28 protein-coding genes are annotated in these 25,202 nt (G+C 69.5%); 16 read left to right on the top strand and 12 right to left on the bottom strand.

Going from position 1 to position 25,202, the window contains the following annotated elements:
• Positions 1-34: 34 nt before the first annotated feature.
• The gene (locus AB0J87_RS58975) at positions 35-2,098 is read right to left on the bottom strand and encodes a PhoX family phosphatase (protein ID WP_363983977.1); all 2,064 of its coding nucleotides are present in this window, start codon (positions 2,096-2,098) and stop codon (positions 35-37) included.
• 114 nt (positions 2,099-2,212) lie between these two features.
• On the opposite strand from AB0J87_RS58975, the gene AB0J87_RS58970 reads away from it, so the two are divergent.
• A complete protein-coding gene (locus AB0J87_RS58970) occupies positions 2,213-2,659 on the top strand; it encodes a sterol carrier family protein (RefSeq protein WP_350737399.1) in 447 nt (148 codons plus the stop codon).
• On the opposite strand, the gene AB0J87_RS58965 is transcribed toward AB0J87_RS58970, so the two are convergent.
• Positions 2,656-3,552 (bottom strand): DUF4190 domain-containing protein, encoded by an 897-nt coding sequence (locus AB0J87_RS58965; RefSeq protein WP_363983975.1) that lies wholly within the window; start codon positions 3,550-3,552, stop codon positions 2,656-2,658. The two genes, AB0J87_RS58970 and AB0J87_RS58965, sit on opposite strands and share 4 nt — an antisense overlap.
• A 138-nt stretch (positions 3,553-3,690) precedes the next feature.
• Between AB0J87_RS58965 and AB0J87_RS58960 the strand changes: the two genes are divergently transcribed.
• The 4 genes from AB0J87_RS58960 to purM all read left to right on the top strand — a co-directional run bounded on the left by AB0J87_RS58960 (position 3,691) and on the right by purM (position 7,446).
• Positions 3,691-4,098, top strand: a complete 408-nt coding sequence (locus tag AB0J87_RS58960) for a MarR family transcriptional regulator (protein WP_350737404.1) — start codon at positions 3,691-3,693, stop codon at positions 4,096-4,098.
• A gap of 91 nt (positions 4,099-4,189) precedes the next feature.
• Positions 4,190-4,936 (top strand): SDR family NAD(P)-dependent oxidoreductase, encoded by a 747-nt coding sequence (locus tag AB0J87_RS58955; RefSeq protein WP_363983973.1) that lies wholly within the window; start codon positions 4,190-4,192, stop codon positions 4,934-4,936.
• Positions 4,937-4,987: 51 nt separating this feature from the next.
• On the top strand, positions 4,988-6,424 hold the full coding sequence (gene purF, locus AB0J87_RS58950; protein ID WP_355207726.1) for an amidophosphoribosyltransferase: 1,437 nt from the start codon (positions 4,988-4,990) through the stop codon (positions 6,422-6,424).
• Complete coding sequence (purM, locus tag AB0J87_RS58945; RefSeq protein ID WP_363983970.1) at positions 6,421-7,446, top strand: phosphoribosylformylglycinamidine cyclo-ligase; 1,026 nt, start codon at positions 6,421-6,423, stop codon at positions 7,444-7,446. Before purF ends, purM begins: the two co-directional genes overlap by 4 nt.
• A 7-nt stretch (positions 7,447-7,453) precedes the next feature.
• Here purM and AB0J87_RS58940 read toward each other — a convergent pair whose 3' ends face one another.
• Complete coding sequence (locus AB0J87_RS58940; RefSeq protein WP_363983968.1) at positions 7,454-8,179, bottom strand: TetR/AcrR family transcriptional regulator C-terminal domain-containing protein; 726 nt, start codon at positions 8,177-8,179, stop codon at positions 7,454-7,456.
• Between the two features lie 106 nt (positions 8,180-8,285).
• On the opposite strand from AB0J87_RS58940, the gene AB0J87_RS58935 reads away from it, so the two are divergent.
• From AB0J87_RS58935 to AB0J87_RS58920, 4 genes are all read left to right on the top strand, one after another.
• Complete coding sequence (locus AB0J87_RS58935) at positions 8,286-8,879, top strand: NAD(P)H-dependent oxidoreductase (RefSeq protein WP_363983966.1); 594 nt, start codon at positions 8,286-8,288, stop codon at positions 8,877-8,879.
• A 6-nt stretch (positions 8,880-8,885) separates the two neighbouring features.
• The gene (locus AB0J87_RS58930) at positions 8,886-10,436 is read left to right on the top strand and encodes an MDR family MFS transporter (RefSeq protein ID WP_363983964.1); all 1,551 of its coding nucleotides are present in this window, start codon (positions 8,886-8,888) and stop codon (positions 10,434-10,436) included.
• An 83-nt stretch (positions 10,437-10,519) separates the two neighbouring features.
• The gene (locus tag AB0J87_RS58925) at positions 10,520-10,819 is read left to right on the top strand and encodes a hypothetical protein (RefSeq protein ID WP_363983962.1); all 300 of its coding nucleotides are present in this window, start codon (positions 10,520-10,522) and stop codon (positions 10,817-10,819) included.
• Complete coding sequence (locus AB0J87_RS58920; RefSeq protein ID WP_363983960.1) at positions 10,816-11,037, top strand: hypothetical protein; 222 nt, start codon at positions 10,816-10,818, stop codon at positions 11,035-11,037. Before AB0J87_RS58925 ends, AB0J87_RS58920 begins: the two co-directional genes overlap by 4 nt.
• Positions 11,038-11,208: 171 nt before the next feature.
• Here the strand turns inward: AB0J87_RS58920 and AB0J87_RS58915 are convergent, their stop codons facing one another.
• On the bottom strand, positions 11,209-11,460 hold the full coding sequence (locus AB0J87_RS58915) for a hypothetical protein (protein WP_363983958.1): 252 nt from the start codon (positions 11,458-11,460) through the stop codon (positions 11,209-11,211).
• A 319-nt stretch (positions 11,461-11,779) separates the two neighbouring features.
• On the opposite strand from AB0J87_RS58915, the gene AB0J87_RS58910 reads away from it, so the two are divergent.
• The 3 genes from AB0J87_RS58910 to AB0J87_RS58900 all read left to right on the top strand — a co-directional run bounded on the left by AB0J87_RS58910 (position 11,780) and on the right by AB0J87_RS58900 (position 14,006).
• A complete protein-coding gene (locus tag AB0J87_RS58910; protein WP_363983956.1) occupies positions 11,780-12,892 on the top strand; it encodes a helix-turn-helix transcriptional regulator in 1,113 nt (370 codons plus the stop codon).
• A 269-nt stretch (positions 12,893-13,161) separates the two neighbouring features.
• Positions 13,162-13,293 carry a hypothetical protein gene (locus tag AB0J87_RS58905; protein WP_363983954.1) on the top strand — a complete coding sequence of 44 codons (132 nt, stop codon included), beginning with the start codon at positions 13,162-13,164 and terminating at the stop codon, positions 13,291-13,293.
• Between the two features lie 155 nt (positions 13,294-13,448).
• Positions 13,449-14,006: a dihydrofolate reductase family protein gene (locus AB0J87_RS58900; RefSeq protein ID WP_363983952.1), complete on the top strand. Its 558-nt coding sequence runs from the start codon at positions 13,449-13,451 to the stop codon at positions 14,004-14,006.
• Positions 14,007-14,764: 758 nt separating this feature from the next.
• Here the strand turns inward: AB0J87_RS58900 and lpdA are convergent.
• Together lpdA and AB0J87_RS58890 are read right to left on the bottom strand one after the other, a co-directional pair.
• Positions 14,765-16,144: a dihydrolipoyl dehydrogenase gene (gene lpdA, locus AB0J87_RS58895; RefSeq protein ID WP_355207656.1), complete on the bottom strand. Its 1,380-nt coding sequence runs from the start codon at positions 16,142-16,144 to the stop codon at positions 14,765-14,767.
• A 20-nt stretch (positions 16,145-16,164) separates the two neighbouring features.
• On the bottom strand, positions 16,165-16,539 hold the full coding sequence (locus tag AB0J87_RS58890; RefSeq protein WP_363983950.1) for a tautomerase family protein: 375 nt from the start codon (positions 16,537-16,539) through the stop codon (positions 16,165-16,167).
• An 18-nt stretch (positions 16,540-16,557) separates the two neighbouring features.
• Between AB0J87_RS58890 and AB0J87_RS58885 the strand changes: the two genes are divergently transcribed.
• From AB0J87_RS58885 to AB0J87_RS58875, 3 genes are read left to right on the top strand one after another with little or no spacing between them, the layout of a single operon-like run.
• Positions 16,558-17,208: a response regulator transcription factor gene (locus tag AB0J87_RS58885; RefSeq protein WP_350737450.1), complete on the top strand. Its 651-nt coding sequence runs from the start codon at positions 16,558-16,560 to the stop codon at positions 17,206-17,208.
• Between the two features lie 6 nt (positions 17,209-17,214).
• A complete protein-coding gene (locus AB0J87_RS58880; protein ID WP_363983948.1) occupies positions 17,215-18,267 on the top strand; it encodes a quinone-dependent dihydroorotate dehydrogenase in 1,053 nt (350 codons plus the stop codon).
• Between the two features lie 19 nt (positions 18,268-18,286).
• The gene (locus AB0J87_RS58875; protein WP_363983946.1) at positions 18,287-18,841 is read left to right on the top strand and encodes a GNAT family N-acetyltransferase; all 555 of its coding nucleotides are present in this window, start codon (positions 18,287-18,289) and stop codon (positions 18,839-18,841) included.
• 1 nt (position 18,842) lies between these two features.
• Here AB0J87_RS58875 and AB0J87_RS58870 read toward each other — a convergent pair whose 3' ends face one another.
• The 4 genes from AB0J87_RS58870 to AB0J87_RS58855 all read right to left on the bottom strand — a co-directional run bounded on the left by AB0J87_RS58870 (position 18,843) and on the right by AB0J87_RS58855 (position 22,796).
• Positions 18,843-20,444 carry a beta-N-acetylhexosaminidase gene (locus tag AB0J87_RS58870; RefSeq protein ID WP_363983944.1) on the bottom strand — a complete coding sequence of 534 codons (1,602 nt, stop codon included), beginning with the start codon at positions 20,442-20,444 and terminating at the stop codon, positions 18,843-18,845.
• A complete protein-coding gene (locus AB0J87_RS58865; RefSeq protein ID WP_363983942.1) occupies positions 20,441-21,280 on the bottom strand; it encodes an N-acetylmuramoyl-L-alanine amidase in 840 nt (279 codons plus the stop codon). Before AB0J87_RS58865 ends, AB0J87_RS58870 begins: the two co-directional genes overlap by 4 nt.
• 97 nt (positions 21,281-21,377) lie before the next feature.
• Positions 21,378-21,626, bottom strand: a complete 249-nt coding sequence (locus tag AB0J87_RS58860) for a hypothetical protein (RefSeq protein WP_185069048.1) — start codon at positions 21,624-21,626, stop codon at positions 21,378-21,380.
• Between the two features lie 120 nt (positions 21,627-21,746).
• Positions 21,747-22,796, bottom strand: a complete 1,050-nt coding sequence (locus AB0J87_RS58855; RefSeq protein ID WP_350737465.1) for a LacI family DNA-binding transcriptional regulator — start codon at positions 22,794-22,796, stop codon at positions 21,747-21,749.
• Between the two features lie 147 nt (positions 22,797-22,943).
• On the opposite strand from AB0J87_RS58855, the gene AB0J87_RS58850 reads away from it, so the two are divergent.
• Complete coding sequence (locus AB0J87_RS58850) at positions 22,944-23,594, top strand: TetR/AcrR family transcriptional regulator (RefSeq protein ID WP_350737468.1); 651 nt, start codon at positions 22,944-22,946, stop codon at positions 23,592-23,594.
• Between the two features lie 133 nt (positions 23,595-23,727).
• Here AB0J87_RS58850 and bldC read toward each other — a convergent pair whose 3' ends face one another.
• Positions 23,728-23,931 (bottom strand): developmental transcriptional regulator BldC, encoded by a 204-nt coding sequence (gene bldC, locus AB0J87_RS58845; protein ID WP_013133571.1) that lies wholly within the window; start codon positions 23,929-23,931, stop codon positions 23,728-23,730.
• Between the two features lie 322 nt (positions 23,932-24,253).
• Positions 24,254-25,117 carry a hypothetical protein gene (locus AB0J87_RS58840; protein WP_350737470.1) on the bottom strand — a complete coding sequence of 288 codons (864 nt, stop codon included), beginning with the start codon at positions 25,115-25,117 and terminating at the stop codon, positions 24,254-24,256.
• Positions 25,118-25,202 lie beyond the last annotated feature (85 nt).

The raw sequence follows: 25,202 nt of genomic DNA, 5'->3' as shown, positions 1-25,202 counted from the left end.
GCATGGAACGGTATTGCCTCAAGTTAACTTGAGGTCAAGCGCCGATCTTCTTGCCCTGGCCGTGCCAGACCACCGCGACCGACGGACGCGGCTGGTCGCCGTCGGGCCAGTGGCTGCTGGGGTTGTCGGGGTTCGCGCCGTCGGTCTCGCCGGGGTGCTGCACCGCGACGAAGACGCTGCGCTGGTCGGCGGTCACCAGCGGGCCGCAGGTCTCCGCGCCGAACGGGACGGTGAGGAACTGGCGCAGGTGGCCGCGCTCCTTGCCGCGCACGGGCATCACGAACATGCCGTCGTTGCTGCCGAGTTGGTTGCCGTCCGTGGAGATCCACAGGTTGCCGTCACGGTCGAACGCCACGTTGTCCGGGCACGAGATCGGCGAGACCTTGGTCTTGTCGTAGCCGGCGAAGTAGGTGTTGGGGTCGTTCGGGTCGCCGCAGACCAGCGGGAGCGACCACGCGAACGTCTTCTCGCCCGCGTCGTCGCGCCGCTCCACGATCTCCAGGACGTGGCCGTGCTTGTTCGAGGGGCGCGGGTTGGCCTCGTCCACCTGGGCCGCGGTGCGGTTGGTGTTGTTGGTGAGCGCCACGTACACGGCGCCGGTGACCGGGTTGCGCTCCATGTCCTCCGGGCGGTCCATCTTGGTCGCGCCCACCTTGTCGGCGGCCAGGCGGGTGTAGACCAGGACCTCGACGGCGGTCATGCCGTCCACGTACGACTTGTCGCCCGAGACCAGCGGGATCCACTCGCCCGAGCCGTCGAACTCGCCGTCGGAGGGCAGCTTGCCGCTCCCGTCGATCTCGGAGGCGGGGCTGTCGCCGGTGAACTTGGCCACGTACAGGGTGCCCTCGTCCAGCAGCGTCCGGTTGTGCCGGTCGAAGCCGGGGATGTAGCGGTTCTTGGAGACGAACTTGTAGATGTACTCGGAGCGCGAGTCGTCACCCATGTACACGACCAGGCGGCCGTCGCGGGCCAGCGTGGTGTTGGCGGCCTCGTGCTTGAAGCGCCCGAGCGCGGTCCGCTTGATCGGCGTGGAGTCGGGGTCGAACGGGTCGATCTCCACGATCCAGCCGAACCGGTTGGCCTCCTGCGGGTGCTTGGCCAGGTCGAAGCGCTCCTCCACCCGGTCGAACCGGCGGTTGCCCGACGGGGTGCCGGTGGTGATGGTGTAGCGGGTGATGTACGGCTTCTGCGCCTCGGGCACCTTGTCGCCGTTGACGAAGTACTGGTCGAAGTTCTCCTCGGCGGTCAGCACGGTGCCCCAGGGGGTGGTGCCGCCCGAGCAGTTGTTCAGCATGCCGACGGGGGTGCGGCCCGCGGGGTCGGCGGCCGTCTTGAGCAGGTCGCTGCCGGCCGCGGGGCCGGAGAACTTCATCTTGGTCTGGGCGGTGATGCGGCGGTTGTAGCGGCGGCGGCCCTTGGTGACCAGCTTCCACTCGCCCGCGCCGGCCCGCTCGACCTCCACGACCGAGCCGCCGTGCGCGGCCAGCGCGATCTTGATCTGCTCCTCGGTCGCGGCGGCGCCGCCGGTGTAACCGCGGAACATCAGGGCCTCGTTGGTGTACTCGTGGTTCACCCACAGCAGGGCGCGGTCACGGCCCATCGGCAGGAGCGTGACATAGTCGCAGTTGTAGCCGAACTGCTTGGCCTGCGCGTCGGCGCTCTGGTTGTCGAAGTCGAAAGCGGGGGCGTCGGGCAGCACGGGGTCGCCCCAGCGCACGACCACGGACGAGCGGTAGCCATCGGGGATGGTCAGCTTGTCGTCCTTGTTCGGCGCGACCGGGGTGAACCGGAGGTCGCCGGAATTCCCGCCCCGGGCGAGCTCAGCGGCCTGCGCCTCGGGGTCGTCGGCCATGGCCGGCACGGCCCCCGCGATCCCCGCGCCCGCCACGAGGGCGCCGAGCGCGCCGGCGCGCAGCACGCCCCGGCGCGACAGCGCCTCCTTGACCACATCGCCGAAATAAGCGTTGCCACTGGTGTTCGCCACGTCATGCGCGCACGCGTTCCCGCAGCGGAACTGACACGTCATCGCGGAGCGACCGCCCTTGTGCGGGGTGGAAATCAGCGGCAGCAGCCGCCCGCCCGCGTTCCGGTTCGCCACAGATCCTCCATATTTGTGCGCGGTTGTACGGCGGGGAGGCTACGGCCGCTGTCAAAACCGGAGGTGAACGATGACCTCCGTCTCGATGAACGCTGCCAGGGAGACAATGGTGAGGTGCCACCACGCAAACTGGATCAAGAGAAGCTGAGAGCGGCGCTCGACGCCCAGCTCGTCGCCCTCGACGAGCCCGCCTACGACGGTCCCGCGTCGTCGTTGCCCGACGCGCTCGTGGCCGCCGTGCTGGCCGCCTACGACCGGGGGCTCGAGCCCGAGCGCGCCGCGGCCAGGCAGGCGGTGCGCTACCTGCTCGACCGGCTGGCGACCGCCGCGCCCGGCAGGACCGTGGAGGTACGCGTGCCGCCGTACGCCGCCGTCCAGGCCGTCGAGGGCCCCCGCCACACCCGGGGCACGCCGCCGAACGTGGTCGAGATGGACGGCCGCACCTGGATGGAGCTGGCCCTGGGCCGACTCACCTGGGCGGAGGCGATGGCGAAGAACCTGGTGTCCGCCAGCGGGTCGCGGGCGGACCTGTCAGAGCACCTGCCGCTCCAGCCTTCCTAGCCGCGGGTGCCGCCCATCCAGGGAAACTTGTCCTGGACGCACTTGTCCACGAGCGGGCTGGGCAGGTGCGCGCACTCCTGCACCACGTGCCAGAACCAGATCGCCACGATCGCGAAGAGCACCAGCGAGAGCCCGCTGATCACGATGCCGGCGATCGCGCGGCCCTTGCCGGCGCGCTTGGCGAGCGCCACGCAGCCGAAGACGATCGACAGGATGGCGGTGATCAGGCCCGTGAAGCAGACGAAGACCAGAAAGGGGCTGGCCACGCCCAGCACCAGCGACGCCGTGGCCAGGCCGCTGCCGGGCTGGGCCTGCTGGTAGGGGACGCCGTAGGGCGGCGGACCGTAGCCGGGCGGGCCGCCGTACGGGCTGGACGGCGTCGTGCCGGGGACGGTCGGCTCCTGTCCCGGTGGCGGGGCGGCGTACCCGCCCGGGGTGCCGCCGCCGGGCGGCCCCTGGTCCGGCGGCGGGGGCGGGTAGGGCCGCTGGTCGTCCTGTTCGTAGCGGGATGGCGCCGGCCTGGCCGGCGGCTCCCCCTGGGCGGCCCCCCAGCCCGGGTAGGTCGGGGTGGCCCCGGGGATCTGGTACGCCTGGGTCGCCTCGGCGTCGCCTCCCGTGGGCGGCGGGGTCTCGGGTGAGGTGGGCAGGTCGGGATGGGTCGGCTCACCACCCGGCCTGGGCTCGTGCGTGGGCGGCACGTCGGGCGGGGGCACCACGGGCGGCACGGGAGCGATCGGCTCCTCGCCCTCCTGAGCAGGCTCCCGCCGCTCCTCCTCCGGCTCGCCGTCGCGCCACCACTCAGGCGCGTGCCGGCCGGGCTCTTCCTCTTCCGGACGGCCTTCGCGCGGGCCCTGGCCCGGGCGGGGCTCGTTCGGGTCCTCAGGTGTGGTCATACGTCTCCCCGACGGCTCAATTGCCGGACACTTCACCCTTTCGCGGAGGGGGTCGGCTAAACCACGCGACACGGTAAAAGGCTTCCGATACTTGGGTCACCATGCGCCAAAACCGCAGGCGGCGGGCAAGATGGGTGCATGCTGGAGGAGACCCTGACGTACGCGCTGATCAAGGTCATGAAGGCGCACCGCAACCAGTTGGCCGCCGAGCTGGGCCCGCTCGGGCTGCACGCCGGGCAGGAGTTGCTGCTCAACCAACTGTGGCGGCAGGACGGCCTCTGCCAGGGCGAGCTCATCACCAGGCTCGGCGTCGAGCCGCCCACTGTCACGAAGACCCTCCAGCGCCTGGAGCGCGCCGGGCTCGTCCGCCGCGCGCCCGACCCCGGCCGGGCGCGGGTGACCCGCGTCTACCTCACGGACGCGGGCAAGGCGCTGCAGCAGCCGGTGGAAGCCATCTGGAACCGGCTGGACGAGGAGCTGCTGCGCGGCTTCGACGCCGAGGAGCGCACCCTGCTGGCCCGGCTCGTACGCGCCATCACCCATTAGTCGTTTCGCTCCCAGCGAAATCCCCTTGCGACCAGGGCGGCTTCTCCAGTTAGCTGGCTAATTAGTCGGCTAACTTGAAGGGATCGTCTCCATGCACGTACTGATCACAGGTGGCTCGTCGGGCATCGGCGCCGCCACCGCGCTCGCGTACGCCAAGGCCGGGGCGCGCGTCACGATCACCTACAACACGGGCGCGGACCGGGCGGCCGGGGTCGTCAAGCGGATCGAGGAGGAGGGCGGCCAGGCCGCGGCCGTACACCTGGACCTGGAGGACCACGCGACCATTGCGCCCGCGGTCGCCCAGGCGGGCGAGGTGGACGCCCTGGTGGCCAACGCCGTCCGCTGGGGCACCATCATGCCCAACAGCGTGCCTTTCGAGGGCGTGCCCGCGGCCGAGTGGTCGGCGGTCATGCACGCCAACGTGGTGGCCAACGCCCTGCTCGTGCAGGCCGTGCTGCCGGGGATGCGGCACAGGGGGTTCGGGCGGATCGTGTTCGTCTCGTCGGGCGCGGGCGAGGAGGGGCTGCCGGGGCCGGGCGCGTACGGCACCGCCAAGATGGCCCTGCACGGCATGGCCCGCGCGCTGGCCTGGGACGCCGGCAAGGACGGCATCCTGGTGAACGTGGCCGTCGCCGGGCTCACGCTGACCGAGCGGGAGCGCCCGGTGTCGCAGGAGGCGCTGGACGCCATCGCTGCCCGCACGCCCACCCGCAGGCTGTCCACCGCGGACGACCTGGCCGCGCTGATCCTCTTCCTCGGATCCGCGGCGAACCGAAACCTCACCGGAGAGATCATCCGGGACGGTTCAAATGCGGGCAGATCCAGCCACGTCGCCTGATATCGCCCCCGAGTGTGCGAGCACAGAAGCGGCCGACCTAAACTGAGGCATGTGCTGAAGGGCGACGGCCGGCTCGGCCATGACCTGGACCTCGATGACCGCGCGCCTAAAGATGCCTGTGGCGTCTTCGGTGTCTGGGCTCCAGGCGAGGAAGTTTCCAAACTCACCTACTACGGGCTGTACGCGTTGCAGCACCGCGGGCAGGAGTCCGCGGGCATCGCGGTCAGCGAGGGCAGCCGCATCCTCGTCTACAAGGACATGGGCCTGGTCGCCCAGGTCTTCGACGAGTCGGTGCTCAGCACCCTGCGCGGCCACCTGGCCATCGGCCACTGCCGCTACTCCACCACCGGATCGAGCGTGTGGGAGAACGCGCAGCCCACGCTGAGCTCCACCGACGTCGGCGGCCTCGCGCTCGCCCACAACGGCAACCTGATCAACACCCCGGAGCTGGCCCAGCGCCTGGCTCCGGGCTCCACCCGCGCGACGACCGACACCGAGGTCCTGACCACGCTGCTCGCGCAGGACCGCACGCGTTCCATCGAGGACTCGGCGGCGGAGCTGCTCCCGCAGGTCAAGGGCGCCTACTCGCTGGTGTTCATGGACGAGAAGACGCTCTACGCGGCCCGCGACCCGCAGGGCATCCGCCCGCTGGTCCTGGGCCGGCTGGAGCGCGGCTGGGTGGTGGCCTCCGAGACGGCCGCGCTCGACATCGTGGGCGCCACGTTCGTCCGCGAGATCGAGCCGGGCGAGCTGCTGACCATCGACGAGCGCGGCGTCAGGTCTCGCCGCTTCGCGCTGGCCGAGCCCAAGGGCTGCCTCTTCGAGTACGTCTATCTCGCCCGCCCCGACACCACCATCGCCGGGCGCGGCGTCCAGGTCACCAGGGTCGAGGTGGGCCGCGTGCTGGCCCGCGAGCACCCCGTGGAGGCCGACCTGGTCATCCCCACGCCCGAGTCCGGCACCCCGGCGGCCGTCGGCTACGCCGAGGAGAGCGGGATCCCCTACGGGCAGGGCCTGGTCAAGAACTCCTACGTGGGCCGCACGTTCATCCAGCCCTCGCAGACCATCCGCCAGCTCGGCATCCGGCTGAAGCTCAACCCGCTGCGCGAGGTGGTCGCGGGCAAGCGGCTGGTGGTCGTGGACGACTCGATCGTGCGCGGCAACACCCAGCGGGCCATCGTCAAGATGCTGCGCGAGGCTGGGGCCAAGGAGGTGCACGTACGCATCTCCTCGCCGCCCGTGGCCTGGCCGTGCTTCTACGGCATCGACTTCGCCACCAGGGCCGAGCTGATCGCCGGGTCGCTGTCGGTCGAGGAGATCCGCGCCTCGCTCGGCGCCGACTCGCTCGGCTACATCTCCCTGGAGGGCCTGACCAAGGCCACCACCATCCCCGCCGACCGCCTGTGCAGGGCCTGCTTCGACGGCTCCTACCCGATCCCCATCGACCAGGACAACGTGGGCAAGTTCGTGTTGGAGAGCAAAGCGTGAGCACTTATGAGGCCGCGGGCGTCGACATCGAGGCGGGCGAGCGTGCCGTCGACCTGATGAAGAGCAAGGTGGCGCGCTCGCGGCGGCCCGAGGTGGTCGACGACGCCAGCGGGTTCGCCGGGCTGTTCGACGCCTCGGCCCTCCTGCGTTACGAGCGGCCGCTGCTCGCCACCTCCACCGACGGCGTGGGCACCAAGGTCATGATCGCCCAGCGGTACGGCAAGCACGACACCATCGGCATCGACCTGGTCGGCATGGTCCTCGACGACCTGGTGGTGTGCGGGGCCGAGCCGCTGTTCATGACCGACTACATCGCCTGCGGGAAGGTGGTGCCCGAGCGCGTCGCCGAGATCGTCGGCGGCGTGGCCGAGGGCTGCCGCCTGGCCGGGGCCGCGCTGGTGGGCGGCGAGACGGCCGAGCACCCCGGGGCCATGGGGCCGGACGAGTACGACCTGGCGGGCGCCGGGACGGGCGTCGTCGAGGCCTCCGCCATGCTGGGGTCCTCCCGGGTCGTGGCGGGTGACGTGGTGCTGGGGCTGGCCTCCTCCGGGATCCACTCCAACGGCTACTCCCTGGTACGCCACGTGCTCCGCGAGGCCTCCCTGTCGCTCGACGCCGTCCTGCCCGAGCTGGGGCGGCCGCTGGGCGAGGAGCTGCTGGAGCCGACCCGGATCTACTCCCTCGACTGCCTGGAGCTGGCCCGGACCGTCGACGTGCACGCCTACGCGCACATCACCGGCGGCGGCATCGAGGGCAACCTGTCACGGTCGCTGCCGGGCCATCTCGACGCCGTGCTGGACCGGGCCTCCTGGACGCCGCCCGCCGTTTTCGGGGTGCTCGCCGGGCACGGGCAGATCGCCCAGAAGGACATGGACCGCACGTTCAACCTCGGGGTCGGGATGGCGGCCATCGTGGCCGCCGGCTCGGCGGACGAGGCCGTCAGGGTGCTGGGGGCACGCGGGCTGGACGCCTGGGTGCTCGGGGAAGTGGTGCCGGGCGAGGGCCGCGCCCGCTACCGGTAGCCGTTCCTCAGATCCCCAGCTTGGCGGCGATGCCGTCGAGGACGTACTCGAGGCCGGTCTCGAACCGCCAGAGAACGTCGTCCTTGCGGGTGGCCGTCATCAGATAGCCCTCGAAGGTGGGGTAACGCCCGGTCTGGATGTGCCAGGTCATCTGCGGGGCGAGCTCACTGCGCAGCTCGCCCCCGTCGGCCCAGCCCTGCTGGTCCATGAAGCTCTGCACGGCGATCTCGTACGCCATGGCGCCGTTGGCGTAGGCGTCCACGGCGCGGAACACGCTCATCGTCGTGTCGGGGTCGAGCCCCGATCCGGCCAGGGCCGAGAGGGAGCGCTCGGTGACGGCCATGCGGCGCGGGGTGAGCGCGAGCATGGCCTGCGGGGACAGCTGAGCCAGCCACGGGTGCCGCAGCATCATCTCGCGCGTGCCGTGCCCCAGGGCGCGCATCGTCTCCCGCCAGCCGAGTCCCTCGGGCAGCCGCAGCTCCTCGTAGACGTGGTCGACCATCAGCTCCAGCAGCTCGTCCTTGCCTGACACGTACCGGTAGGGCGCCATGGGCGCGACGCCCAGCTCGGTGGCCAGGCGGCGCATGGTGACCGCGTCCAGGCCCTCGGCGTCGGCGATCCCCACCGCGGCCGTGGCGATGCGCTGCGGCGAGAGGGTCTGCCGCGGGGCGGGGGCCGGACGTTCCAGGCGCGCCCAGAGCGGTTCGCGCGGTTTGTCTTTCTCAACGGCCATGTGGCTCCCCTTCCGTGTCCGATACAGCGTATCCGAAGTGGACAACGTACATTCTCGTGTGTACGTTGTATCTCGCTGGATACGACGTACACAAACGGAGTCCCCCATGAACGACAGCCCGCTCAAGGTCGCGGTCATCCTCGGCAGCACCCGCGACGGCCGCCTCGGCACGGTCGTGAGCAACTGGATCGTCGGCCTGCTCGACCAGCGCGGCGACATGGAAGCCGACCTCATCGACCTGGTCGAGACGCCGCTGCCGACCGTCTTCCCGGTCCTCGGCGAGCCCCCGGCCTCCCAGGAGGCCAGAGACCTGCTGGCCGCGGTGTCACCGCGGATGGCGGCGGCCGACGCCTTCGTGATCGTCACGCCGGAGTACAACCACAGCTTCCCGGCCGCGCTGAAGAACGCCATCGACTGGCACGGCCCCGAGTGGCACGCCAAGCCGGTCGCCTTCGTCTCCTACGGCGCCTTCTCCGCCGGTTTGCGCGCGGTCGAACAGCTGCGCCTGGTCCTGGCCGAGCTGCACGCGGTCACCATCCGCGACGGGGTCGGCTTCCAGCGCGTCTGGGAGCAGTTCGACGGCGAGGGCAGGACGGTCGACCCGGCCGTCGAGCCCGCCGCCAAGGTGATGCTGGACCGGCTCGCCTGGTGGGCGCAGGCCCTGCGCGAGGCCAAGGCCGTCCGGCCGTACGCGGCGTGACGCGCCATGACCCGATCCCTCTACGTCGGCGTGTTCGGCCTGCTGCTCGGCATGTTCCTGGCCATGCTGGACGGCCTGATCGTGGGCACCGCGCTGCCCACGATCGCGGGCGACCTCGGCGGCCTGGACCGCCTCCCTTGGGTCGTGACCGCCTACCTGCTCGCCGCCGCGGCCACCACCCCGATCTGGGGCAAGGTCGGCGACCTGTTCGGCCGCAAGGCGACCTTCATCAGCGCGATCGCGCTCTTCCTGGCCGGGTCGGGACTGGCCGGGCTGTCGCAGGACATGGGCCAGCTCATCGCCTTCCGCGCCGTGCAGGGGCTCGGCGCGGGCGGGCTCATGGTCGGGGCGCTGGCCATCATCGGCGTTCTCGTACCGCCGCGTGAGAGCGGCCGGCTGCAGTCGATGATCGGCGTCATCATGCCGATCGCGTACGTCGGCGGGCCACTCCTCGGCGGCCTGCTCACCGACTACCTGAGCTGGCGCTGGACCTTCTACGTCAACCTGCCCGTCGGCGCCGTGGCGCTGCTGATCATCTCCACCCGGATCCACCTCCCGCCTGCCGAACGCGTCAAGCCCCGCATCGACTACGGCGGCGCGGCCCTGCTCACCACCGCCATCGTGGCCCTGACCCTGCTGGCCGGCTGGGCGGGCACCGCGTACGCCTGGACCTCACCCCAGGTCCTCGGCCTGGGCGCGCTCTCCGCGCTCGCGCTGGCCGGATTCGTCGCCGTCGAACGCCGGGCCGCCGAACCGGTCATCCCACCCCGGCTGTTCGCCGACCGCGGCTTCACCCTGGCCCAGGTCCTCAGCTTCCTCGTCGGCGCAGCCATGGTCAGCGTGACCAACTACCTGCCCCAGTACATGCAGTTCGTCCAGGGCGCCTCGCCCGCGGCGGCCGGCATGCTGCTGCTGCCGCTGATGTTCGGCATGCTCGCCGCGCAACTGGTCACAGGCCGCCTCATCAGCCGAGACGGCCGCTACCGCCGCTATCCGATCCTCGGCGGCGCGCTCATGACCGCAGGTGCCCTGGCCCTGCTCCTGCTCGACGCCTCCACCCCCGCACCGGCCGCCTCGGCGCTCACCCTCGTCATCGGGACGGGGATCGGCCTGGTGATGCAGAGCACCACGCTCATCACGATCAACGGCGCCGACCCGCGCGACATGGGCGCCGCCAGCGGCACCGTCACCCTGCTGCGCACCGTCGGCGGATCGCTGGGCATCGCCGTGCTCGGCACCCTGTACGCGGCCCGGATGCGCACCCACCTGACCGCCCACCTCGGCCCCGGCCAGGCCGGGCAACTGGAGCGGAGCGGCGAGCTGACACCCGGCTCGCTGCCCCACCTGCCCGCCCCCGTGGCCGACGCCGTCCGCGAGGCCGTCACCAGCGGCCTGCACGCCCTCCTCATCGGCGCCTCGGCCCTCGCGGCGATCTCCTTCGCGATCGCCTGGCTCATCCGCGAGATCCCACTCCGCACCGAAACCCCACCCCGGCCCGACCCCGGAGCGACACCCCAGCCAGACTCCGAAGCGGCGCCCTCACCCCGGAAAGGCTGAGTCAAAATTCCCGCGACAGCGGGATCCGAGCCCGGGAAAAGGGAATCGCGCCGATAGCGGGCACTGCGATCCCAGAGGGAGTCATGAACGGATTCTATTGGGGATTCGCCACGGCGGGACTCGCGGCCATGGTCCTGACGATGGCCGGCAACTCCGGCATGCGTGCGGCCCTCCACGCCATATTCAGACGCCCTCTCGGCGAGCTGACCCTGATCGTGAAAGCCGGGACCACGCTCGAGTCCCCGCAGGGAGCACGCCCGGCCACGGAGGAAGAGGTCATCCCCATAGACGGGCTGATCATCAAGGTCGATGCGGACCGGAACGGCCCACCCGTGCCGAGCCCGGCGGCGCGCTCCCGCCGGTACGCAGGAGGGCCGGAATGAGCCCGGGCGGCGGCGCGACGACCGTGGACCGGAATTTCCGGCTCGTTTTCTTCGTGGTGCTCGGCTTTACCGTCCTCTTCGTGGGTGGGGCTATTTATTCAGGTTTTTTCATCGCCAATCCCACTCCCTCACAGGCGTCAACGACGGAATGGCTGCAGAGAGCCGCGTGGGCGGGTCTGGGCGTGATTTTCGGCCTGCTCGGCGGCAAAACAGTTTGATACGGGACGTCTCCCGACGTGACTTCTTGCCCGATGTCCTGGAGCCACGCGATCGGCCTTCACATCCCTTGGCCGGGGCAGCAAACCGTTACAGCCGATCCCGTCTGGCCGGCTGGTCGCGGACTTTGAGCACCCGACTGCGTGGCGGCCAGGCTCACATAGCCGGGGCGTCTAGGATGCCCGTTTCGCCTCTGCCCGAGGCGCTACGACATCGCGCAGGAATTCCACCCAGATCGCATGCGCACGCTCGTGCGCCTTGGTGCGCGCCTGCTCCATGGACGTGCTGCCATTCACCTCGAACGTCTCACTGCCCATCGGGAGACCGTCACGCCCGGGGAGCCGATGATGCAGTGTCAGCTTGTAGCGCTCGTCGATGATCGAGAACAGCATTCGAGCGCCGACCCAGCCCTTCTCGCAGGTCATGGAACCAGGGGACGGCTTCCATCCGATCTCGGGCGCTCTGGTCCTCGGTTCCTGCCTGCCCTCGGCCCGAGCGCTCATTGCGTCGCCTCCTGCGCGGCCAGCTTCTCCGCCAGCTCGTCAAGCTCGAGTCGCACCGTTCGCCTCCGTCGTCGCGTCACGGGAATAGATCTGATGTAGTTCACCGGCCGACGGCCAGGTTTCCCCAACCGTTTCCACGACGCCAGCGCGGGTATTCTTCAGAGGTATAGGGCACTATTTGGCTAATACCTCTCCGCTATAAACTCAGCTAGTGGAAGTTCGGACACTCCCCGAAGCCCTCATGGCGATCATGCAAGAACGCGGCTGGACCCAAGCCCAGCTCGGCCATGAGTTAGGTGTGTCGCAAGCATGGATCTCTCGCGTGTGCCGAGGTGTCGCCGATACGGGCCTGGCCAAGGCAAAGGAGTTGCTTGCGCGTGTCGGCTGGGAGGTGCGATTTACGCCTTCTGTGGAGGGACCTGTGGAGCGCAGGGAGTTCCTGGCAGCCGCGGCATCAGTCGTGTTCGTCCCGTCCGCTGCCAGCTCAAACCCTTATCTTGATCCCGACTACGTGCGAGCACTGGCCGGCAGTATGGCGCGAGGCCGCTACGAACTTGGAGGGCTACCCCTCACGGCCCGCGCCCTGGGCCATGTGAAGCAAATAGACGGCCTTCGAGCCAGCTCTCTTGGCTGCGATCTGCAAGCGGCGACATCGGATCTGCTGTACCAGGCCAGCATCGCTCTGTATGACGCCGGCAGGCTTCCCCAGGCGGAGCATGCCGGCGTGATCGCTCTCGAACTGGCGCACCATGCCGGGGATCCGTCAGCGCGGGCGCGGGCCTATGACGCGCTGAGCCGCGTCAGCCTCTATCGCGGCGACCAGTTCCGAGCGGTGAAGTATGCCCAGCGCGGACTACGAATCGCCGACCTTTCCCCAAGCCGCCTGTCCAGCCTGCATATGCGGCTGGGGCGTGCGCTGGCGGGCATCAAGGGGAATCAGAGGGAAGCTCGCGAATCCCTGGATCGAGCCTTGGACACTCGCGGGCTGAGTCCGTTCGCCGAGGCTGCTCTCGGCGGCGATGTGGCCATCGGCTTAAGCCAGCTGGGCCAGTACAACGAGGCCGACCGGCTCCTGCACGAAGCAGCTCAGGCCATGGGGCAATGGTCACCGCTCTTTCATGCTCAATATCTCGGCCGGCAAGCACAGACAGCTATACGAGCGGGAAAACCAGCACTTGTAGGCCAATACATGCAGAACCTCACCCGAGCACTACCCTTCATCAGCTCTGCTCGCGTGAATGCACGAGCGAAAGAGATCATTGCAGCATCGGCCAAATGGGAGCGCATTTCGGATATTCGCGTAGCACGCGAGCATCTTCAGTCCATGCTGCCCCCCGAGCACCCTTCCGCTTGACTGATCATCGCATTCATGCATCGGCTTTCTGAATCTGGCAGCCATTGCGAATATACCCGTCGCGGCATATCTGTTGAGAGCCGCCCCTTAAGGAAGTCGCCCCCACCAATCCGGCTTCGGGGCACCGTCACACCCGAGACGCAATGGGCAGGGCCGGGCCGGCACGGCCGCTACTGCCGGGCGGCCGGACCGTGGCCACTTAGGTCACCTCGGAAACGCGACTTTGGTTGCTGCCTGACCGTCCCGGCGCCCGGCTACGCTCTGCGGCTATGTTCGTGGCCACCGTGCAGGACCTGCGGCCCAGCCTGCTCCGGTCGCGCCGCGACCGTGCCGCCGCCGGGAGCAGCTTCCTGCTGCTGCGAGTGAGCGGTATCGATGGCGCTGAGCGCGATGAGTTTTGAGGTAACCGGCGGTCTGAGTGTGCGAGTGACCAATCACTGAGCACGAGCTGATCGAGCGGTGGACGCCGATCGGAGCTCATGCAAGCGCCCCCCTGGGGGTGTTGGGCCCGTGCTGGGACCGTCCCGGCGTGGGAAGAAACACATGGAGGCACCCGATGCGGAAGTTGATTCTGGGTTTTTACGTCTCGCTCGACGGCAAGAGCGCTGACGGGGACAACGGAATCCGGGACGTCATGATGAGCATCGACGACCCGAAGCAGGAGGAGTACTTTGTCAGCCGGCTGTGGGAGGCCGGGGCCTTCCTCATGGGCCGCAACACCTACGAGATCATGGCCGGATACTGGCCCACCTCCGACCACCCCTCTGCCAAGGCCATGAACGAGATCCCCAAGGTCGTGTTCTCCCGCACCCTGAAATCGGCCGACGACTGGCCCGAGACCCGGATCGCCGGCGGTGACACGGCGGAGGAGATCGCCAGGCTCAAGGCCGAGCCCGGCAAGGACCTCGTCGCCGCCGGCGGCACCGCGTTCATGCACTCCCTGATCAAGCTCGGCGTGGTCGACGAGTACCGGCTGTGGGTGCTGCCCGCCGTCACCGGCAAGGGCGCGCCGCTGTTCCCCGAGCTGGATCAGGCTGTGAACCTGCGCTTGGTGAAAAGCACGGCCTTCCCGTCCGGAATCCTCGAACTGGTGTACGTGCCAGCCGACAAGTAAGACCCAGCAAGCGACACACAGTCACGGTGGCACCAGGAGCAGGCGCCTGCCCGTCCCCGGTGCCGTTCAGTTCTCGGGCCAGGTCGTACCGGCCGCTGGTCCTTGATCGTTGGCGTTCGCTCGCCATTGATCGGCCCAGTAGCTCCTGACCTGGTCAAGCTTTACCTTGACGGTGTCGGGGCGTTGTGCGGGCGGCGGCGGTGTGATTCGGCACCGACCTGGAGCGCTCCCGGGCAGGACGAATTCGGATAGCCTCCCGGGCGTCGGTCAGGCGGGGGCGATCTGCAAGGACAGAGCCGCGGCACTGCAGCGGCAATGCGCCGCCCTTGATATCGGGCTCATCGACCAGCGTCCTGAGCGCGCCGCCTGGCACCAGCGGGCAGCGCCGCAATGATCGGCAAGCAGCTTGCCAAGATCGGCCACGTTGACCGCGATACGGGCGGCCGAACAGGCGAAGGGGCGCTGTTGCTTCTCACTGATTTTCCTGGCCCAATCGGGCCTCGAGCGCTGTTCAAACCGACCGTCAAACGCTGCTGCTACTCCTCACCGAACGAAATCACCCATGGGAGACGCGGCCCACAGCCGGGGGAGCGCGAGGTGGCCGCCGGGGATCGGGGCGAAGCCCCGATCCCCCATCAGCACGCCCGAGCGTCAGCGAGGACCGCGCCTTTGGGGGGGATCGAAAGGGGCTCGCCCCCTTGGGAGGCAGGGCCCGGCGCGTAGCGCCTCCCAGGTGAGGACCGTGCTTTCGCGTAGGGTCACATGTTGATCATGTGGCCGGCGAGGCCGTGGATGGCTTCCTTGACCGCTTCGCCGAGCGTCGGGTGCGCGTGGACGTTGCGGGCGACCTCGTGCACGGTCAGGTCCCACTGCTGGGCCAGGGTCAGCTCCGGCAGCAGCTCGGTGACCTCGGGCCCGATCAGGTGGGCGCCGAGCAGCTCGCCGTGCGTGTTGTCGCTGATGATCTTGACGAAGCCGGCCGAGTCGCCCAGGCCGTGCGCCTTGCCGTTGGCCGTGAAGGGGAACTTCGCCACCTTCACGTCGTAGCCCAGGTCGCGCGCCTGCGCCTCGGTGTAGCCGAAGCTGGCCACCTGCGGCTGGCAGTACGTGGCCCGCGGGATCATCACATAGTCGAGCTCCATGGTCTCCGCGTCGGCGATCGTCTCGGCGGCGATGATGCCCATGGACTCCGCGGCGTGCGCCAGCATCAGCTTGGCGGTGACGTCGCCGATGGCGAAGATGTGCGGCACGTTCGTGCGGCAGCGCCCGTCGACCGCGATGGCGCCCCGGTCGGTCAGCGCCACGCCCGTCTTCTCCAGGCCGTAGCCCTCGACGCGCGGCTGGAACCCGATGGCCTGCAGCACCTTGTCGGCCTCGAGCACCCGGGTCTCGCCGCCGCGGGTGACGGTGACCTTGACGGAGGCGCCGGTGTCCTCGATGGCGTCCACGCGGGTCGAGGTCAGCACCTCGATGCCGAGCCGCTTGTAGCGCTTGGCCAGCTCGGCCGACACCTCCTCGTCCTCCAGCGGCACCACCCGGTCGAGGAACTCCACGATCGTCACCTTGACGCCGTAGTTGTGCAGCACGTACGCGAACTCCACCCCGATGGCGCCCGCGCCCGCGATGATGATGCTCTCCGGCAGCTCCTCGGTGAGGATCTGCTCCTCGTACGTCACCACACGCTCGGAAAGCCGCGTGCCCGGGATCAGCCGGGTGGTCGCGCCCGCCGCGATGATGCAGTGGGAGAACGTGATCGTCTCGCCGTTCACCTGGATCGTGTTCGCGTCCAGGAACGTGCCGCGGCCGTCGTACTCCGTGATGGCGTTCTTCTTCATCAGGTAGTGAACGCCCTTGACCCGACCGTCGGCCACCTTGCGGCTGCGCTGGAAGGCCGCTCCGTAGTCGAAGGTGACCGAGCCACTGATGCCGAACGTCTTGGCCTCGTTGTTGAAGATGTGGGCCAGTTCGGCGTTGCGCAGCAGCGCCTTGGACGGGATGCAGCCCACGTTCAGGCAGACGCCACCCCAGTACTTCTCCTCGACGACCGCAGCGCGCAGTCCGAGCTGGGCGGCGCGGACGGCGGCCGTATACCCTCCGGGACCCGCGCCGAGAACGACGACGTCATAGTGAGTGCTCATGAGTCGGACCATACCGTCAGCTAGACCTCGACCTTGTACGAGAGGGTGAGCTCGTCGGCGGGCACCCCGCGGATCCCCCAGTTCACCTTGGGCATCTCGATGATCGTGATCTCCACGTCCTCGGGCTCGTAGCCGGATTTGTCGTAGATCTCCCTGATCAGCGCCCGCTTGGCGTCGTCGCTGCGCCCGGTGAAGCAGATCACCTCGATGATGAGGTAATTGTCACTGCGCCCAGGGCAGACGAAGTCGTCCTCCTCCAGCAGCAGGAACCGGTGGAACCGCTTCTCCGGCGGCACGCCCCACGCGCTCACCAGGCACGACTGCACCAGATCCGAGATCTCCCGCTGCCGTCCGGCCCACACATCCCTGCGCCCGTACACCTTCACCTGTGCCATATCGGCAATATAGAGGGCGTGATCCGCGTACTCCTGGCCGACGACGAGGCCATGATCCGGGCCGGGGTCAAGGCCATCCTCGCCTCCGACCCGTCGCTTGAGGTGGTGGCCGAGGCCGGGGACGGCAGGCAGGCCGTCGACCTGGCCATCAGCCACCGCCCCGACGTGGCGCTGCTCGACATCCGCATGCCCAGGCTCGACGGTCTGGGGGCGGCGAGCGAGATGCGCCGGGTCGCGCCGGGCACGGCCGTGGTGATGCTGACCACATTCGGGGAGGACGACTACATCGCCAAGGCGCTCGACATCGGGGCGAGCGGGTTCCTGCTCAAGTCGGGCGATCCGCGCGAGCTGATCGCCGGGATCCACGCGGTGGCCGACGGGGCCGCGTACCTGTCGCCCAGGGTCGCCCAGCGGGTGATCGCACACTTCGCGGGCGGAAAGATGACCAAGGGGGCGCAGGCCCGCGACCGCGTCGGCCCGCTCACCGACCGGGAGCGCGAGGTGCTCGCCCTGGTCGGCGCGGGCATGTCCAACGCCGAGATCGCCCGCGAGCTGCACATCGTCGAGGGCACGGTGAAGGCGTACGTGAGCGCCATCCTCACCAGACTCGGCGTGCGCAACCGCGTGCAGGCCGCAATCATCGCCCACGAGGCCGGATTGGTAGCCTGACCCGTGATGTATCGCCTCGTGTTCACGCAGGTCTTGCGGCGTTTCGACGCCGAGGCCGTGCACCATCAGACCGTGAGCGCCCTCGCGCTCCTCGCAAAGCTGCCCGTGGTCAAGCGGCTGCTCTTCCGCGCGCTCGCGCCCCGCGACCCGGCCCTGCGGGTGACCGCGTTCGGCGTGCACTTCCCAGGCCCGCTGGGCCTGGCCGCCGGGTTCGACAAGGACGCCGCGTGCGCCGAGGGCATCGCCGCGCTCGGCTTCGGCCACGTCGAGGTCGGCACGATCACCGCGCACGCCCAGCCGGGCAACCCGCGCCCGCGCCTGTTCAGGCTGGTCGGAGAGCGCGCGGTGATCAACCGGATGGGCTTCAACAACGCCGGGGCGGCCGCCGCCGCCCGCAGGCTGCGCCGCGCTCGCGGCGTCCCCGTCGTGGTCGGGGTGAACATCGGCAAGACCAAGGTGGTGCCCGAGTCGGAGGCCGTGGCCGACTACGTGGCCAGCGCCAAGGAGCTCGCGCCGCTGGCCGACTACCTGGTGGTCAACGTCAGCTCGCCCAACACCCCGGGGCTGCGCAACCTCCAGGCGGTCTCGCTGCTGCGGCCGCTGCTCACGGCGGTCAAGGAGGTGGCGGACGGCACGCCCCGTACCACTCCCCTGCTGGTGAAGATCGCGCCCGACCTCGCGGACGAGGACGTGGACGCGGTCGCCGACCTGGCGCTGGAGCTGGGCCTGGACGGCATCATCGCCACCAACACCACGATCAGGCACGACGGCGAGACCGGCGGGCTGTCGGGCCGCCCGCTCAAGGGCCGCTCGCTGGAGGTGCTCAGGCGCCTGCGCGCCAGGGTCGGCGACCGGCTCACGCTGGTGTCGGTCGGCGGGGTGGAGGACGTGGACGACGTCTGGGAGCGCCTGCTCGCCGGGGCCACCCTGGTCCAGGGCTACACGGGCTGGGTCTACGGCGGCCCGCTCTGGGCCTCGCGCATCCACCGTCAGCTCTCCCGGCGCGTGCGCCGTCACGGCCTCAAGTCCATTACGGACGCCATCGGCCGTACCGCCTGAATCCCTTATCGTGGGGCGAATGATCGAAGAGGTACCACTAGCGGACGGCATCACCCTGCGCCCGGCCGACGAACAGGACGTCGAGGCCCTGGTACGCGCCTACGACCGCAACCGCGACCACCTCAAGCGGTGGGAGCCCCGCAGGCCTGACGAGTTCTTCACCGCGGACGGACAGGCCAAGCGGCTCAAGGGCCTGCTCGAAGATCAGGCGCAGGGCCGGGCGATGGCCTGGGTGCTCGCGGACGGCGAGGAGATCGTGGGCCGCGCGACGCTCAGCGGCATCGTCCGCGGCCCCTGGCTGAGCGCCGACCTCGGCTACTGGGTGGACGGCGGCTACATCGGGCGCGGCCTGGCCACCGGCGCCGTGCGGGAGGTGTGCCGGATGGCCGACGAGGAGCTGCGGCTGCACCGGATCGCGGCCAGCGTCCTGCTCGACAACGCGGCCTCGCAGAACGTGCTGGTCAAGACCGGGTTCGAGCCGTACGGCACCGCCGACCGCTACCTCGAGATCGACGGCAGGTGGCAGACCTGCCGCCTCTTCCAGCGCATCCTCAACGACCGCCCGGCCCTGTAAGTCACACGCTGGGGCGGGTCGACTCCGCGTCGTGCGTCATGCCTTCGATGTGGGCCATCGCCTCCTGGACGCGCAACACGCCCGGCCGGTGCGGGCGCCGGCGCTGCCAAGGGTGCGGCCCCGCCGGCGGGCGGTACTCCACCCCGAGCGCGTCCAGCCGCCCCAGGTGCTCCTCCAGCCGTCCCTCGAAGCCGCCCGTGAAGCCGTCCGTGGGGCCGGCCCACGCGATCTCCGCCAGCGCGCACGCCCGCGGCCACAGGCGGTAGTCGACCGTGCGGGCGTCGGGCACGCGCTCGGTCCAGAGCTGCGCCTGGGCCCCCAGGACCCGGGCGCGCTCCTCCTCCGTCCACGAGGCCGGCGCGGGGTCGAAGGCGGCCACGTCCGAGACTGTGGTGGCGTCGCCGATGGCCATGGGCTCGTCCGCCGAAGAGGCCTCCGCGTAGTCGAAGTACAGCGGGAACACCGGGGTCGCCACCACGTCGTGCCCGGCCGCGGCGGCCCGGCGGCCCACCCCCATGCCCCGCCACGGCATGACCACGGTGTCCTCCCGCAGCCCGCCGCTGACGAACGCCTCGTCCCACACCACGGCCCGCGCGCCCCGCTCGGCCAGCGCGTCCGCGAGCCGCCGCAGGAACCACGCCTGCAGGTCGTTGGAGGTGGCCAGCCCGAGCGAGTCGCGGTACGCGGTGATCTCGGCGGACTCGCCCCAATGGTCCAGCACGACCTCGTCACCGCCGATGTGCACGTAGGGCGTCTCGCCCAGCGCCCCGATCAGCTCGTCGAAGATCGTGGTCAGGAACTCGACGGTCGGCGGCAGCGGCGACAGGATCGCCGAGGAGATGCCCCACCGGTCGAGCACGTCGTACCGCTCCCCGGTGGCCCCGAGCGACGGGTACGCCGCCAGGATCGCCGACGCGTGCCCGGGCACGTCGATCTCGGGGACGACCGTGACGCACCGGGCGCGGGCGTAGGCGCCGATCTCGGCCAGGTCGTCGAGCGTGTAGTAGCCCCCGTGCGGCAGGTCGTCGTATGTGTCCGGCTCCCGCCAGTAGTTGGACGCCGTACGCGGCCGGTGCGAGGAGACCTGGTGCAGCAGCGGGTACGCCCTGCTCTCCACCCGCCACCCCTGGTCGTCCACCAGGTGCAGGTGGAGGCGGTTGAGCTTGTGCGTCGCCATCAGGTCGAGCAGGCGGAAGATCTCCCGCTTGGGGAAGAAGTGCCGCGCCACGTCCAGGTGCAGCCCGCGCCAGGCGAAGCGCGGCGCGTCCTCGATCCGCACCCCTGGAACGAGCCACGAGGCCCCGGTGGAGAACCGGTAGGAGGCGGCGGGCAGCAACTGGTGCAGCGACTGCGCCGCGTAGAAGGCCCCGGCCCGTCCGCCGGCCACGATCTCCACGCCCCGCGAACCCACCGTCAGCCGGTACGCCTCCTCGCCGAGCGCCGGATCCCGCCGGACGTCGATCTCACCGGCGTCGCCGGGCCGCAGGTCGAGCCGCGGAAGCGCGAGGCGTACGGCGTCCACCAGGTCGCCGGACACGGTCGCGCCCGAGGTCAGCTCGAAGGAACCGGAAAGATCGCTGAGCAGCTCTGGGCGAGGAATCATGTTTCGAGATAGTGCTGCAATCCGTTCGCCAGCGCCAGCGCGATCTTCTGCCGGAAGCCGGGATCCTGGAACTTGGCCGCCTCGGCGGCGTTGCGCATGTTGCCGCACTCGATGAAGATCTTCGGCACGGTCGACAGGTTGAGGCCGCCGAGGTCGTTGCGGTAGTCGAGCGCGTTGCGGCCGATGTAGGTGGAGTACGGCAGGCCCGTGCCCTTGGCGAACGCGTTGCGCACGTCGATGCCGAGCCTGCTGGAGGCGCCCACGACCTTGTCCACGGGGCCGTTGATCTTCTTCGGCATGATGACGTGGAAGCCGTGGTTGGCGGGGGCCGCGCCGTCGCCGTGGATGGAGATCGCCGCGTCGGCGCGGGCCTTGTTGCCGATGGCGGCCCGCTGGGTGATGCACGGGCCCACACCGTCGTTGCTCGTCCTGGTCAGCTTGACCGTGGCCCCACGGGATTCGAGGATCTTGACGAGCCGCTTGGAGACGTCGAAGGAGAAGGCGGCCTCGGTGTAGCCGCTGTTGGTCTGGGTGCCCGTCGTGTCGCAGGGCTTCCACTTGGTCAGCACGTTGACCTTGCGGTTGACGGCCGCGGGGTCGCGGTAGTTGCCGCCGTTGTGGCCCGGGTCGATCACGACGACCTTGCCCTCCATGGGCTTGGCGTCGGGCGGGGACTGCTTGGCGGGAGTCTGCTCGGAGGGAGTCTGCTCGGCGGTCTGCTCCGCGCTGGTCGCGGGAGCGGCCTGACCTGCCGCGGCACCACCGGTGCCGGTGCCGCCACACGCGGAGGCGATCAGGCCGCAAACAACGAGAGCTGAGGCTGGCAGAGCACGCATGGCATCCAACTTACGGCAAGCCCGGAGCTCAAGCCCTTCTTATGCCAACTACGGCGAGTGGCGGGGAATGCTACATCCTGGCCGGGCCCCTAGCCCTTCACCAGACACGCTCGCCGATCTCCTGGCGCTCCAGCAGGGCGGCCAGCTCCCGCGCGTCCTCGGCGTCGAGCCCGAGGACGACGCGGGGCCGGCCCCACGGGTGGTCGAGGGAGTGGGCGACGTAACTGGCGACCGACTCAGCGGCGCCGTCGACGCCCCGCCCCCTCCCCGCCCGCCAGTGGCCCCAGGCGCGCTCGAGCTCGGCCGCCGCGCGCTGGGCGCAAGACACTAGTTCCGGATCACGCATGACTGTTCCCCCGGATCAGATCGTGGCCGGATCGAATCCGGCCACAAATAGCATGACCCTGACGAGTAAACAGCCGCGCGGCCACGTCTCCGCGCGGCTTGACCCAGCCTTGATCCTCTTTTAAGCGGGACCGGTGCTGCGTCGCACGATCAGCTCGGGGCGGATCTCGCGCAGGCGCGAGACCTTCGCGGGGTCCCCGATCCGGTCGCTCAGCAGCGCCGCCGCCGACCTTCCCATGGTGCGGCGGGGCTGGTCGACCGAGGTGAGCGAGATGTGGTGGGAGGCCGACAGGTGCGTGTTGTCGTAGCCGACCACCGAGAGGTCTTGCGGGACTCGCAGGCCCAGGTCGCTGGCGGCCGAGAGCACGCCGAGCGCGACCACGTCATTGGCGGCGAAGATCGCCGTGGGCCTGGGGTCGCGGGTGAGCAGCGCCGTTGCCGCCTCCCTGCCACCCTCCTCGGTCGAGTCCGCGGCTTCGACCATGATGTACGGCGCCAGCGAGTGCCTGCGCATGGCCACGAGGTAGCCCTCGCAGCGCGACGAGCGCCGGCCCTCGATGTGCGCGATGCGCTTGTGGCCGAGTTCGACCAGGTGGTCGATGGCCAGGCGAGCGCCGAGCTGGTCGTCGTCGACCACGATGTCGACTCCGTCGAGCTCGATGTCACGTTCCCCTACGACGACGGTCGGGGTGTAGGCGGTGGCCTCGATCAGCGTCTCGCTGGTCGGCGCGATCCCCAGGAGGACCAGCCCGTCCACCCTGAGCTCGAGGAAGGCCTCGACGGCCTCGTCCTCGAACGCCGGGTCCCACTGGCTGTTCCCTATGAGCATGCGCAGGCCGTCGCCGTGCAGGCTCTCCTGCAGACCGTCGAGGAACTCCGCGTAGAACGGATTGTGCAGGTCGGCGACGAGCGCGCCCACCAGATGCGTACGGCCTTCGACCAGGCTTCGCGCGACCGCGTTCGGCCGGTAGCCGAGTTCGCGGGCGGCCTGCAGCACGGCCTGGCGCCGGTGCTCGCTCACGTGCGGGGATCCGCGCAGCACGAGAGAGACCAGCGATTTCGAGACGCCGGCTCGTTCGGCGACGTTGCGGATGGTCGGTCTGGGCCGAGGCAGTGTGTCTACCTCTCTGAGCTCGGTAATGGTTGAAGTGTTGACGGGCGGTCCTGACATGTGTCTCCCCCGCGATGCGGATATGGGCACCTGTCTGACCAAACGATCGAGTTCGCGGCAGGGTACGGCCTTCTCACTGTTTGACTCAGGGAATCGTCGCGGGTTGACCCGGGGAACGGCCGGCACGGCGTCGGCTACTGTGCAGGTGTGACACCCGGGAAGTCAGCCGAGACGGCACGGCCGGCGCGGCGCAGGCTCAGCGTCGACCGGCGTCGCGAGGAGCTGATGGCGGCCGCGCTCGAGCTGTTCAGCACCCGTGACGCGGAAGACGTCTCGATCGACGACGTGGCCTCGGCGGCGGGCGCTTCGCGGGCCCTGGTCTACCACTACTTCGGTGGCAAGCAGGAGCTCTACGTGGCCGCGCTGAGGAGCGCGGCGGAGCAGTTGGAGTCCCGGCTTCGCCCCCATGAGGGCGGCAGGCCGCTGGAAGAGCTGGCCTCCGGGCTCAGGCGCTACTTCGACTTCGTCGAGGAGCACGCGGCCGGGTTCGCCGCGTTGCTGCGCGGGGGGCCCGCCAACCGGGCGGGCGAGATCGGCGAGATCGTCGACGGCGTACGCCAGCGTCTCTTCCGCCTCATCCTGAAGCAGATGCGGGTCGATGAGGCCAGCCCGGTGCTGCGCACGACCCTGCGCTCGTGGATCGCCTCCGTGGAGACGGCCGGCCTCGACTGGCTCGAGCACCGTGACATAGAGCGACCGACGCTGGAAAAGATGCTCGTCGATCACATGGTCGCGCTGCTCGGCGTGGCCGCCGCCTACGACGGCGCCGTGGCCACGCTGTTGGAACGACTCAAATAGAGAGATAGAGAGAAGGATGGCGCCGGGCGGGCGGCGCCAACTCTCCCATGCGACGTTGTGTCGCCACGACGGTGGACCAGGCCGTCGGCCTGGCTCACCCTCAACCCCCCTGAGGATCCGTGACGACCCTCACTTACTCCGAGCGCTGCTGCGGAATCCCCGCGAGCAGTGCCCGGACCTCGGTCTCCCGGTAACGCCGATGACCGCCGAGGGTTCGAATCGACGTCAACTTACCCGCCTTGGCCCACCGCGTAACGGTCTTGGGGTCGACCCTGAACATGGTCGCGACCTCAGCGGGCGTGAGCAGTGGCTCGGCCTCGGGTGTACGAGCTGACATTTGTGCGGCCTCTCCTCCGTGTGGACCGGCTTAGCGATCCTGTGACTGCCTTTGCGCGTGTCACGGATGTCCCCCTATGGCACAGAGCGTGCGGCTTTTCTGAGCCATATGCGGCATCACCCGATGTGACCATACCGCCACGCAGAGCGATTGGCGAGCCCTTCTTTGACCCAACTGCCCGCCCCCGCGGCGATGTCACGCTCGGTGATTCTAGCGACACGGTTCGTGGTATCGCAGTGAAAACGGCAAACTACTCAGTTCGCAGAAGAGAGCAGCCGGGAGACGTGACCTACTCATGCAGGTCAGACGGTCGTATTGAGCCTCAGTTGGCAGATTCCAGCTGTTGCATTGACTTCCACCGGAGGATCACCCTCTGGTACATGGCGTAGGCAAGTTCTTCTTGACCCGTGTCCAGGCCCGTCAGGGCGCCCGCCAGCTCGGCCACCGACTGGTCCGCCTGCAACGCGTCGTCGTCCATGAGGTGGACGAGGCCGCCGTAGTCGAGCTCGACCAGCGAGTGCGGGTGGAACTCCTCCAGCCACCTGGCGACGTCCTCCACGTCGAAGTTGGCCGCCACGTCGCCCAGGTGCCTGCGCAGCACGTTGAGCGCCCTGGCCGCCCGCCTCCTGGCCTGCGCCATGGAGGTGACGTAGATGAGGTTGCGTCCGGTAGCGGTCGTCACGTCCTGTCCCGGGTTGGCGGAGCCGAGCACCAGCCAGCGCTCGTTCCCATCAAACGGCACGAACCACGATGGCGGCACATGCCACGCCGTGGTGCGAATGTGCGTACGCAACGCGGACGAACCGGCCTGCCGCTTGTACCGGTCGAAGTCGTCCGCCACCTGGTCCGCGATCGCCTTGGGCACCAGATGGTCCATCAGCTTCACAGGAGTGGTGCCACGCAGCCTTGAGAACGCCAGCCACGAGCGCAAACGGCTTTGCCAGGGACAGACATAGAGACGGTCCTCAACACGCCGCAGATAGGCGTTGGGGCTCTCCTGGGCGGGAACGGGTTGAGGGGGCATACCGAGGAGGCGCATGACCGACTCGCCGTGCTCCGCATTGAGCGCGTTCGCGCGGCGCGGGCGGTCCCGTGAGTCGGCGTAGTCGGCCCACACCTTGCGCTCGGGTTCGGCGAACGCGGTCAGTGGCTCATAGACGCGGAGGTAGGCGGCATAGGGCAGCACGGAGGCATCGTGTCATGAAGCGAACCTGCGTGCACCGTTGTGGCTTACTACGCTGTGAGGTGATCTCCGTCGCAAAGGTGCGGCG

This window comes from Nonomuraea sp. NPDC049625, from assembly GCF_040675285.1.
Classification (GTDB): domain Bacteria; phylum Actinomycetota; class Actinomycetes; order Streptosporangiales; family Streptosporangiaceae; genus Nonomuraea; species Nonomuraea angiospora_A.
This window is presented reverse-complemented; position numbering and strand designations above follow the sequence as displayed.

Coding starts and splice junctions, on each gene's coding strand:
- AB0J87_RS58960 (WP_350737404.1), top strand. CDS start 3,691: ATGCTGGAGGAGACCCTGACGTACGCGCTGATCAAGGTCATGAAGGCG.
- AB0J87_RS58915 (WP_363983958.1), bottom strand. CDS start 11,460: ATGACCTGCGAGAAGGGCTGGGTCGGCGCTCGAATGCTGTTCTCGATC.
- AB0J87_RS58890 (WP_363983950.1), bottom strand. CDS start 16,539: ATGGCACAGGTGAAGGTGTACGGGCGCAGGGATGTGTGGGCCGGACGG.
- AB0J87_RS58940 (WP_363983968.1), bottom strand. CDS start 8,179: ATGGCCGTTGAGAAAGACAAACCGCGCGAACCGCTCTGGGCGCGCCTG.
- AB0J87_RS58935 (WP_363983966.1), top strand. CDS start 8,286: ATGAACGACAGCCCGCTCAAGGTCGCGGTCATCCTCGGCAGCACCCGC.
- AB0J87_RS58910 (WP_363983956.1), top strand. CDS start 11,780: ATGGCGATCATGCAAGAACGCGGCTGGACCCAAGCCCAGCTCGGCCAT.
- AB0J87_RS58965 (WP_363983975.1), bottom strand. CDS start 3,552: ATGACCACACCTGAGGACCCGAACGAGCCCCGCCCGGGCCAGGGCCCG.
- AB0J87_RS58930 (WP_363983964.1), top strand. CDS start 8,886: ATGACCCGATCCCTCTACGTCGGCGTGTTCGGCCTGCTGCTCGGCATG.
- AB0J87_RS58955 (WP_363983973.1), top strand. CDS start 4,190: ATGCACGTACTGATCACAGGTGGCTCGTCGGGCATCGGCGCCGCCACC.
- AB0J87_RS58875 (WP_363983946.1), top strand. CDS start 18,287: ATGATCGAAGAGGTACCACTAGCGGACGGCATCACCCTGCGCCCGGCC.
- AB0J87_RS58855 (WP_350737465.1), bottom strand. CDS start 22,796: ATGTCAGGACCGCCCGTCAACACTTCAACCATTACCGAGCTCAGAGAG.
- AB0J87_RS58920 (WP_363983960.1), top strand. CDS start 10,816: ATGAGCCCGGGCGGCGGCGCGACGACCGTGGACCGGAATTTCCGGCTC.
- AB0J87_RS58860 (WP_185069048.1), bottom strand. CDS start 21,626: ATGCGTGATCCGGAACTAGTGTCTTGCGCCCAGCGCGCGGCGGCCGAG.
- bldC (WP_013133571.1), bottom strand. CDS start 23,931: ATGTCAGCTCGTACACCCGAGGCCGAGCCACTGCTCACGCCCGCTGAG.
- AB0J87_RS58905 (WP_363983954.1), top strand. CDS start 13,162: ATGTTCGTGGCCACCGTGCAGGACCTGCGGCCCAGCCTGCTCCGGTCG.
- lpdA (WP_355207656.1), bottom strand. CDS start 16,144: ATGAGCACTCACTATGACGTCGTCGTTCTCGGCGCGGGTCCCGGAGGG.
- AB0J87_RS58870 (WP_363983944.1), bottom strand. CDS start 20,444: ATGATTCCTCGCCCAGAGCTGCTCAGCGATCTTTCCGGTTCCTTCGAG.
- AB0J87_RS58865 (WP_363983942.1), bottom strand. CDS start 21,280: ATGCGTGCTCTGCCAGCCTCAGCTCTCGTTGTTTGCGGCCTGATCGCC.
- AB0J87_RS58880 (WP_363983948.1), top strand. CDS start 17,215: ATGTATCGCCTCGTGTTCACGCAGGTCTTGCGGCGTTTCGACGCCGAG.
- AB0J87_RS58900 (WP_363983952.1), top strand. CDS start 13,449: ATGCGGAAGTTGATTCTGGGTTTTTACGTCTCGCTCGACGGCAAGAGC.
- AB0J87_RS58925 (WP_363983962.1), top strand. CDS start 10,520: ATGAACGGATTCTATTGGGGATTCGCCACGGCGGGACTCGCGGCCATG.